Genomic DNA, 9,693 nt, shown 5'->3' with positions numbered 1-9,693 from the left:
GTGCGCAGGGCTTCGGCTGCCTGGGCACGCACTGCCGCGCGGTCAGCTGTGGAGGTGTATGTCACCACGCGCGAGCCAGCAGGTTCTTGGCTGCGGGTCTGGGCCACCGTGGCGGCTTCAGCGGCCACTTCAGCACGGGTGCGGTTGGTGTCGAATTGGAGCGCAAATTGCGAGCCATCAGCTTCGTCTGCGTGGGCGCCGAAAGAGGCGAAAGCAGCAACAGCGGCGATAGAGAGGAAACGGGCAGTCGTGTTCATGGTGCAAATCCTTGGATAAAAAGCGTCTCAAAAAAAGCCGGAATAAAGCGCCAGAAGCGGATGCTGAAAACTGCTTCAAACCGGGTTCGGTGAGTCGCCTTGCGGGTTCGGCTCATCGATGGGTTGAACTGTACGCCGGTGCTGTTCAGAGAAAAACTACCCAGTCGCAAACTAACTGTTCCAGTATTGGAAACAATTGATCTGCTGCGCCAAGAAGCGCTTCGCAGGGAGGGGTATGCAGGGATTGGAGGCCCATGGGCGTATTTCACCCACTGGGTATTACGGGGAGAAACTCTGGTGCCCGGGCCTGCGACGCCGGGAAAGCGTGGAGCTGTCGAACTGCTCCGCGTCAGTCAGAGCCTGGGCGATGCAGACCACCCGCCGGTGGTGGTGCAGGTGGCCTTGCACGGGGCGTCAGCCCTTCGGTAGCGCTGTTGTGCGGAGGTGGTGGCCCGGCTTGAGATGTGTGGGGGCCAAATTGTCGAAGCGTCTGTTCACGATCTCCGGCGAGACCGTAAACACATGCTCAGGGCTGCACGTACGGGAAATGCCTGCACCGCACGCGCAGCGTTTGCCGCGTCTGGCTACTTTTTCAGGGGGCAGGTATTGATGCCCAGCAGTGTGTAGGCGGGGCAGAAGCGGAACAGGCCAGTGGCCAAGGGGACGACGCCCAACCAGCCCCACCATCCCACAGTGTTTGTGGCAGCCAAGGCAATCAGCACCAAGCCTGCCACGATGCGCAGCACGCGATCCAGGGTTCCAACATTGAAGTTCATGACAATTCCTTTGGGTTACGCATGGGCCCCGGGGGCGGGGCCGTTCTTGCACAGGAGGTGGCGCATGGCTGATGCACCACTGGATCAGTCGAAAGACGGTGGCTCGGGGGACGCCACGGGTTTGCCCGCTGCAGCCCAGGCGTCAAAGCCGCCTGCGATGGACTGCACCTGCAGGTAACCCATGTCGCGCATGGCGCAGGCCGCCAAGGCGGCCCTCCCGCTGGTCTTGCAGTACACCACCACCTTCAGATCGCGCGAGGTGAGTGTTGGCGTGCTGCTGAGCTTGAACTCCAGCACCCCGCGCGAGGCGTGGATGGCACCGGGTATGTGTCCGGCCTGGTACTCGTCGGCCTCGCGCACGTCGATCAGAACATCGGCCAGTCGGATGGCTTCATCGGCTTGGTCGATGGGGACTTCATGGACCTGGGCTTTCGCTGCGGCCACGAGATCGTGGGCTGTTTTCATCGGATGTTTCCTCAAGTAGTGAGACGGTGGATATGCCGTGCTGTCATTTGAGGACGGCGTTGTTGGCGTCCAGCACTTTCAGCACGATGGGAATACCCTGCCCCACGCTCTGGGTCACCGTGCAATAGCTTTCGAACTGGCTCAGCACGCGGTCCAGGTGTTCCAGTTGTGCGGCAGGTACGCCCAGTTGCAAGGTGGCGTCCATGCGCAGCACACGCAGGCGTCCCTCTGGGTTGCGGCCCACCTGGGCCACCACGGTGGCGCGCAAGGGCTCCGGTGACTGTTTGAACTTGCGCAGCGCAAACAGCAGGGAGTCGCTCAGGCAATTGCCTACCGCTGCGCAAAGCAGCTGCACCGGCGATGGGCCCTTGCCAGAGCCCATCGGGGCGGGTTCATCGCCGATCAGGTGGGGGACGGTGCCGCCAAAATGGATGTCAAAGCGGTAGTCCTCTTGCTGGACCAGTTCAACGGTGACTTGTTCGTTGCTCATGGAAATCTCCGGGATCTTCAGAGGGGTTGGCTGGTGGATAGCGTGTCACAGCGCGTTCACGGGAATCTTGAGATAGGTCACGCCGTTGTCTTCTGCCGGGGGCATCGCCCCGGCCCTGATGTTGACCTGCACCGACGGCAGGATGAGAACGGGCATGTCGAGCGTTGCATCGCGCCGGGTGCGCAGTTCGACGAATGCCGCTTCGGTCATGCCGTCGTGCACATGGATGTTGTGGGCGCGCTGAGCGGCGACCGTGGTCTGCCAGGCGGGGGCGCGCTCTGCGGGGGGGTAGTCGTGGCACATGAAAAGGCGGGTCTGTGCGGGCAGGCTGAGCAGCTTGCGCACCGACTGGTACAGCGTGTGCGCATTGCCACCCGGGAAGTCGCAGCGCGCGGTGCCGACGTCGGGCATGAACAGTGTGTCGCCCACCAACACGGCGTCTTCGATCTGGTACGCCATGCACGCAGGGGTGTGGCCCGGCACGGCCAGCGCCTTGGCTTCGAGCTGGCCAATAGAAAACACTTCTTCGTCGTGCAGCAGGTGGTCGAACTGACTGCCATCCGGGTGGAACTCTGGCTCCAGGTGGAAGATGGCTTTGAACACCTCTTGCACCTGGGTGATGGCGGCTCCGATGGCGATTTTTCCTCCCAGCTTGCTGCGAAGGTAGTGTGCGGCGGACAGGTGGTCGGCATGGGCATGGGTTTCCAGAATCCATTGCACCGTCAAGCCCTTGCTCTGGACGAACGCTACCAGACGATCCGCAGAATGCGTGCGGGTGCGGCCTGATTTTGCGTCGTAGTCCAGCACCGAATCCACCAGTGCGCAGTGGCCCCCGGGCTCGTCAAACACCACGTAGCTCACGGTCCAGGTCGCGTCGTCAAAGAAGGCTTCTATCTGGGGCTTCACGGGGGTCTCCTGTTGCAGGCTCAATGGACACAATGCACCGATTGTGGCGGTGGCAAGCGCCTGAGCCCATCAGTCACGTTCGATGGGGCGGCCCAGCTGCAGGGCCACGCTGCTCACACCGCCGCCATTGGACACCTGGCTGTAACCTTGCGTGCGCAACCACTGGACTGCCATGCCCGAGCGTGCGCCCGAAAGGCAGCAAAGCACCATCGGTTGGTCGCGGTGCGGCAGCGCTGCAGCGGCCTGCTGGGCCAGGCTGTCCAGCGGCAGGTTGATGGAGCCAGCCACATGGCCTGCTGCGAATTCGCTAGGCGAACGGACATCGACGACCAGGGGAAGCGTGGAGGCGGGGTGGGGATTCATGGCGCTGGCGGTGTGGGGGTGTGGGATGAGGGCATGGTTGGGGGCGATTCAAGGTGTGGGCGGAGCCAGCATGTGCGCTGTGTCGGTGGCCGCTTGCAACGCGGCCTCATCCAGTTGGCCCGCCAACGCCATCAACTGCAGGCGTTCTTGCGCCATGTGGGTCTGGTGCCCCAGCAGGTTGGATTGCGACTGCATGGCGTCATTGTGTGCCTGCAGCAAATCCAGTGTGGTGCGGTCGCCCACCTGGCGACCCAGTTGGGTCGCCTGCAGCCGAACCTGGGCCGACCTGAGCGCCGACTCCAGGGCCTGGGTCCGGGCAGCTCCGGCCTGCAGGTGCAGCCAGCTGGCGCGTACCTGCTGGGCTACGGCGAGCCGGGCGCTGTCGAGGTCGGCCTGGGCCTTGTCCTGAAGGCGCAGCAGTTCCTGCTGGCGCGCGTCAAGCTGGCCACCGGTGTACAGCGGCACCTGGATCTGCACACCCACCATGTACTGGCGTGCGGAGTTGCTGGCAGAGCCCCACCGGCCTGATCCTGACAGGTGGTCGCCACCGGCCTGGGCCACCAGGTCCACCTTGGTGCTGGCAAAACGCGCCGCCTTGGTTGCCTCTTGCTCGGCCAGTGCGAGGGCCTGCGCCTGGGTGCGCACCTGGAGGTTGTCCTGCGCGGCGAGATTCAGCCAGTGAGGCAGGGGTGCGAGGGGTTTGCCATCGCGCAAGGCGGTGGTTTCGTTGCCCGACGAGGCTGGCAGGTGCAGGGGGGGCAGTTGCGCAGGACTCCAGCCTGTGGTCTGGGCCAGAGCCTGGCGCGCAATCTGCATCTCAACATCGGCTGCTTGCACCAGTGCAGCGTTGGCCTGCGCGCGCGCCTCGGCTTCGCGCACATCCGTGATCGGCGAGTCCCCCAATGCAAAGCGGTCCTGCGCCTCTTTGAGAGCCTGATCGGTTGCCTCCTGCTGGCGCAGTAGCAACGCGCGCTGCTGCTGCGCCAGCACGGCCGAGAAGTATTGCTGGGCCGTTCGCAGCATCAGCTGTTGCTGCACCGAGGCGGCCTGCAGTTCTGCCAGATCGGCGGACAGCAGCAGCTGGCGCCCCTGAGCGCTGCGCTCGGGGTTGTACAGCGGCATGCGCGCCTCCACACCCCAGCGTGTGCCCGGGCCGCTGCGGACCGAGGTGTCAAAGCCCACCCCAGAGGCCTGTGGTGTCCCTGGCATGGAAAACGCAGCCCCCTGGGTAGAGGTCTGTGAGCCCATCGCGCCTGCCGCAGCCTGGGCCGTCACAGAAGGGTTCCACAAACGGCTGGCCTGCACGCGGCGGGCCTCGCCTGCGGCGCGTGTGGCTGCCGCTGCTGCCATGTCCGGGTGTTGCTGCCGTGCGGCCAGCCAGGCCTCGTGCAAATCTGCCGCCTGGGCTGCACCCATGCCGCAGGCCAGCAAGGCAGCGCTCAGGAGGAGTTTGCGCATGGCGTGGTCCTCCTTAGCAGCCTGGGCGCACGCCCAGCTTGCGCAAGATGGTCTCCATCAGGCACCACTTGGTGAGCCCGCTCTGCAGCAGGTTCACGCCCACAAACGCCGTGAAGGCCAGCCACCACTGGCTGGCAAAAACAGGGCTGCTGGGAATGCCCAACGCCAGAGAAAGCAGGATGAAGGTGCCTGCGACCAAACGAACGATTTGCCAGGTTGTCATGATGAACTCCTTGTTAAGAAACGATAGAAACTGGGGGTGGGTGCGTGGTCCCGCGCCGGTCAATGGGGCTTTTGCTCGTGCAGGCGGGTGATGCCCAGGAGCTTGAGCACGTACTTCTCGTAGATAGGCTCGGAATTGCCCGACTTCATCTTGTTCAGGAAGTACTTCTCGAAAGCAATCTTGCCCAGGTGCACCCATTTACCCTTCTTGAACCAGTTGACGTTGCGCGGCGGCATCTGCGGCAGCGCGACAAACGCCGCGCCGGTGTCCCCCATGTCGGCCAGGCAGATGGCGTTCCAAGTGGCGGTGGCGGTGGCGGGCTGGCCCGCGATCTCAGCGGCAATGTTGTGCACGATGGCCGAGACCATGGTCTCGATCATGTAACCCGTCTTGGGCGCCCCGGTGGGGACCGGTGTTACCTCGACGGGTGGAATCGCAACGCAGACCCCGGCCGAGAAGATGTGGGGGTAGGCCTTGCTGCGCTGATGCTCGTCGATCAACACGAACCCGCGCGGGTTGCACAGTCCGGATACGGATGCCACCGCATCAACCCCTTTGAAGGCAGGCAGCATCATCGACAGCTTGAAGCCCAGCTCGTGCTGCTGGTGCACCTGGCCCTTGTCGTCCAGCTGCTCGACAAACATCTTGCCCGCTTCAACCCGTGTGGTGCGCGCGTTGTGGATCCACTTGATGTCCTGGCTGCGCAGCTCGCTCTCCAGCATGCTCTTGCTGTCGCCCACGCCGCCCAGGCCCAGGTGGCCGATGTAGGGCTCGCTGGTGACAAAGGTGATCGGCACCTTGTGGCGCAGCTTGCGCTTGCGCAGGTCCGCTGCAACGATGAATGCGAACTCGTAGGCCGGGCCAAAACAGCTCGCGCCTGGCATGGCGCCAATGACGATGGGGCCGGGGGCTTCCAGAAACTTCTGGTAGTCGCGCCAGAAGTGTTCCGCGTGGTCCACGGAGCACACCGAATGTGTGTGCCCGTTGACGGGGCCTGAGCCCGGCACTTCCTCAAAGGCCAGCCGGGGGCCGGTGGTGATCACGAGGTAGTCGTAATTCACAGTGCTTCCATCTTCCAGCGTGACAGCTTTGCCTGGAGCATCGATGGATTTCACCGGTTGGGCGATGAAATCAATGCCCTTGCGCTCCAGCAAGGGGCGGATCTGCAGGACGATGTCATCGCGCTTTCGCCAGCCCACGGCGATCCAGGGGTTGGAGGGCACGAACTGGAAGTAGTCCACTGCGCTGATCACCGTGATCCGATCCTCGCGTGGCAGCTTGCTGCGCATTTCGTACGCAGCCGGCATGCCTCCAATACCCGCTCCAATAATCACTACGTGTGCCATGTTGTCTCCTGTCGTTGAAGGATGGTTGTTGTTGCCCGGCCGCTTGTGTGGCTCTGAGCGTTCAGTGCGTTCCGTGGTGCACGGCAGCCTCTGTCGGGCTGTTGTCAGGGCGGCCGGCAGGCTCTGCGCCGTCTGGGCCGCTGTCCGCGCTGCGGTCCCGGTACGCTGCGTAGTACAGGGTGGGGATCACCACGAGCGTGAGCACGGTGGAAACAAAGATGCCGAAGATCAGTGAAATGGCCAGGCCATTGAAAATCGGGTCGTCCAGGATGAAGAACGCGCCGATCATGGCCGCCAGCCCCGTCAGCACAATGGGCTGCGCACGGGTAATGGCCGAGTGGACGATGGCCGTCTTCAGGGGTACGCCCTCGCGCACCTGCAGGTTGATGAAGTCCACCAGCAGGATGGAGTTGCGCACGATGATGCCCGCCAGGGCAATCATTCCGATCATGCTGGTGGCCGTGTACTGCGCGCCCAGCAAGGCATGGCCGGGCATCACGCCGATGATGGTCAGCGGAATGGGCGCCATGATGATGAGCGGCGTGAGGTAAGAACCAAACTGCGCTACCACCAGCAGGTAGATCAGGATCAGGCCCACCGCGTAGGCCGCTCCCATGTCGCGGAAGGTCTCAAACGTGATCTGCCATTCGCCGTCCCATTTGACGGCGTAGCCCCTGAGCGCGTCCGCAGGCTGGCGCACGAAGTATTCCTGCACCGATCCGCCGTCAGGCGCCACGATGCGGGCAATCGCGCTGCGCGCCTGGAACATGCCGTACAGCGGGCTGTCCACACGGCCCGCCATGTCGGCCACCACGAAATTCACCGGCAACAGGTCCTTGTGATACACGGGCTGTTCGCGCAGGGTGTCGCTCACCGTGACCAGCTCGCGAATGGGGACCAACTGGCCTTGAGAACCTCGCACCGTCAGGCGCAACAGAGCCTCCAGGTCGCCGTGGCTTTCTGCGGGCAATTGCAAAAGCACGGGCGCCGGGTATTTGCTGGCGTCGCGCAGCCAGGTGGCGGCTTCGCCGCTCAGCCCCGCATGCAGCGTGCTCACGATGGCCTGCTGGGGAATGCCCAGCAGGGCCGCCTTGCGCCGGTCCACGAGGAGTAGCTTGCGGGGTGCATCGGCAATGCTGCTGTCGTCGGCGTCCACAATGCCTTTGGTGGCGGCCAGTGCGGCGCGCACAGCACGCGCCACTTCGCGCCTGCCATCGGCCTCGGGGCCATACACCTCGGCCACGATGGGCGACAGCACAGGTGGGCCGGGTGGCACTTCCACCACCTTCACATTGGCGCCATGGAGCTTGCCGATCTCCTGCAGGGCAGGGCGCACGCGCATGGCAATGGCGTGGCTTTGGTCCTTGCGGTGTTGCTTTTCCACCAGATTGACCTGGATGTCACCGACCTCGCCCCCCGAGCGCAGGTAGTACTGCCTCACCAGTCCATTGAAGTTGATGGGGCCGGAGAGGCCTGCGTAGGCCTGGTAGTCGGTCACCTCGGGCACGGTGGCCAGGTGTGCGCCCAGCTCGTGCAGCACGGCGGCGGTGCGCTCAACTGGCGTACCCGCAGGCATGTCCACCACCACCTGGAACTCGGACTTGTTGTCGAACGGCAGCATCTTGAGCTGCACCCATCCGAGCACCGGCAAAGCGACCGACAAGGCAATGAGTGCCGCTACGCCCAGGCCCAGCCAGCGGCGGTTGCGCCGGCCTTGGGCGTCATCCAGCAAGGGGCTGAAAACCCGCTCGAAAGTGGGCGCGATGCGAGCGCTGAGCCCACTGTGCACCGGACTGGTATGCCCTGGTGGATGGCCAGTATGCTCCTTCATCCACAGCCGGGCCAGCCAGGGGGTGATGACGAACGCCACGGCCAGCGACAGCAGCATGCCCATGCTGGCGTTGATGGGGATGGGGCTCATGTAGGGGCCCATGAGGCCGCTCACAAACGCCATGGGCAGCAGGGCAGCAATCACGGTGAATGTGGCCAAAATGGTGGGGCCACCCACCTCGTCCACCGCGTGGGGGATGATGTCCTTGAGGCTGCGTCCGGGGTGCAGCAGCTGGTGGCGGTGGATGTTCTCCACCACCACAATGGCGTCGTCCACCAAGATGCCGATCGAGAAAATCAGCGCAAACAGCGATACCCGGTTGAGGGTGAAGCCCCAAGCCCAGGACGCAAACAACGTCACCGTGAGCGTCAGCACCACGGCCACGCCCACGATGGCGGCTTCGCGGCGGCCCAGGGCCAGGAAGACGAGTGCCACCACCGACGCTGTGGCGAACAGCAGCTTCTGGATGAGCTTTTGGGCCTTGTCGTTGGCCGTGGCGCCGTAGTTGCGGGTTTCCGTCACCTCCACGCCGTCGGGAATCACAGTGTTGTGCAGTTGCTCGACCCGCTGCATCACCGCATTGGCGACGTCGATGGCGTTCTCTCCCGCCTTCTTGGTCACCGTGAGGGTCACGGCCGGGTATTCGTCCACGGCGCTCTGCGGGGCTTCGCCGCTGGTACTGGCGGTGCTGGCGGCACGCCGTGGAACCCCATGCCAGACATAGCTGCTGGCGGGCAAGGCGCCGTCCTGAACATCGGCCACGTCTTTCAGGAACACCGGCTTGCCCGAGCGCACGCCCACCATGAGGTCGGCCACCTCATCGGCGCGCGCCAGAACGGGGCCGCTGTCCAGCTGGATGGTTCGGTCGCCGCCTAGCAGCTCTCCCACGGGCAGCCCCATGTTGGCCGACTGCAAGGCGCGGCGCAGGTCGTCTACCGTAGTGCCGGTGGCTGCCATGCGGTTGGTGTCCATGCGCACCAGTACGGCGCGGCCCGGGCCGCCCAGGGTCTGCACCTCGCGGGTGCCGGGCACGCGCTTGATCTCGGCCTCCAGGCTGTGGGCCACGCGCTCCAGCGCAAAGGCACCGGAGGTTTCGTCGCGGCTGTGCAGGGTGAGCGTCACCACGGGCACGTCGTCGATGCCCTTGGGCTTGATGATCGGGTCCATGGCCCCAAGCCCCTTGGGCAGCCAGTCGGCATTGCTGCGCAAGGTGTCGTGCAGGCGCACCAGCGCCTCGGTGCGTGGCACGCCCACCTTGAATTGCACGGTCATCACCGCCACGCCGGGCCGGGACACCGAGGTCACGTGCTCCGTGCCTTGCATCTGCGACAGCACCTGTTCGGCGGGCGTCGCAATCATTTGCTCCACATCTGCCACGGAGGCACCGGGGAACGGCACGATGACATTGGCCATGGTGACGTCGATTTGCGGCTCTTCCTCGCGGGGCGTGACCAGCACTGCAAAAACGCCGAGCAAAAACGCCACCACGGCCAGCAAGGGCGTGATTTGCGCGCCCTGAAACAAGGCGGCGACGCGCCCGGAGATTCCGAGCGGAGAAGGGTTTTGGGGGGTGCTCAT

Annotated in this window: 10 protein-coding genes; all 10 read right to left on the bottom strand. The window is 64.3% G+C overall.

Features of this window, described 5'->3' with window-relative positions:
* A partial coding sequence (locus tag ACSQ22_RS25085) for a DUF4148 domain-containing protein (RefSeq protein ID WP_436131861.1) occupies positions 1-257 on the bottom strand: 257 nt, incomplete at its 3' end.
* A gap of 584 nt (positions 258-841) precedes the next feature.
* Positions 842-1,033: a YgaP family membrane protein gene (locus ACSQ22_RS25080; protein ID WP_176887060.1), complete on the bottom strand. Its 192-nt coding sequence runs from the start codon at positions 1,031-1,033 to the stop codon at positions 842-844.
* 84 nt (positions 1,034-1,117) lie between these two features.
* A complete protein-coding gene (locus tag ACSQ22_RS25075) occupies positions 1,118-1,498 on the bottom strand; it encodes a rhodanese-like domain-containing protein (RefSeq protein ID WP_436131860.1) in 381 nt (126 codons plus the stop codon).
* 43 nt (positions 1,499-1,541) lie between these two features.
* Positions 1,542-1,988 carry an OsmC family protein gene (locus ACSQ22_RS25070; RefSeq protein WP_436131859.1) on the bottom strand — a complete coding sequence of 149 codons (447 nt, stop codon included), beginning with the start codon at positions 1,986-1,988 and terminating at the stop codon, positions 1,542-1,544.
* 45 nt (positions 1,989-2,033) lie between these two features.
* Complete coding sequence (locus ACSQ22_RS25065; protein WP_436131858.1) at positions 2,034-2,894, bottom strand: MBL fold metallo-hydrolase; 861 nt, start codon at positions 2,892-2,894, stop codon at positions 2,034-2,036.
* 69 nt (positions 2,895-2,963) lie between these two features.
* Positions 2,964-3,257, bottom strand: coding sequence for a rhodanese-like domain-containing protein (locus tag ACSQ22_RS25060; protein WP_436131857.1), 294 nt, complete (start codon positions 3,255-3,257; stop codon positions 2,964-2,966).
* Between the two features lie 48 nt (positions 3,258-3,305).
* Entirely contained in the window at positions 3,306-4,715 is a 1,410-nt protein-coding gene (locus tag ACSQ22_RS25055; RefSeq protein WP_436131856.1) for a TolC family protein, read from the bottom strand.
* A 13-nt stretch (positions 4,716-4,728) separates the two neighbouring features.
* Positions 4,729-4,938, bottom strand: a complete 210-nt coding sequence (locus ACSQ22_RS25050; RefSeq protein ID WP_436131855.1) for a YgaP family membrane protein — start codon at positions 4,936-4,938, stop codon at positions 4,729-4,731.
* 59 nt (positions 4,939-4,997) lie between these two features.
* Positions 4,998-6,284 (bottom strand): NAD(P)/FAD-dependent oxidoreductase, encoded by a 1,287-nt coding sequence (locus ACSQ22_RS25045; protein WP_436131854.1) that lies wholly within the window; start codon positions 6,282-6,284, stop codon positions 4,998-5,000.
* A 61-nt stretch (positions 6,285-6,345) separates the two neighbouring features.
* Complete coding sequence (locus ACSQ22_RS25040) at positions 6,346-9,693, bottom strand: efflux RND transporter permease subunit (RefSeq protein WP_436131853.1); 3,348 nt, start codon at positions 9,691-9,693, stop codon at positions 6,346-6,348.

The organism is Acidovorax sp. LjRoot38 (assembly GCF_964252975.1).
Taxonomy (GTDB): Bacteria; Pseudomonadota; Gammaproteobacteria; order Burkholderiales; family Burkholderiaceae_C; genus Acidovorax; species Acidovorax facilis.
This window is presented reverse-complemented; position numbering and strand designations above follow the sequence as displayed.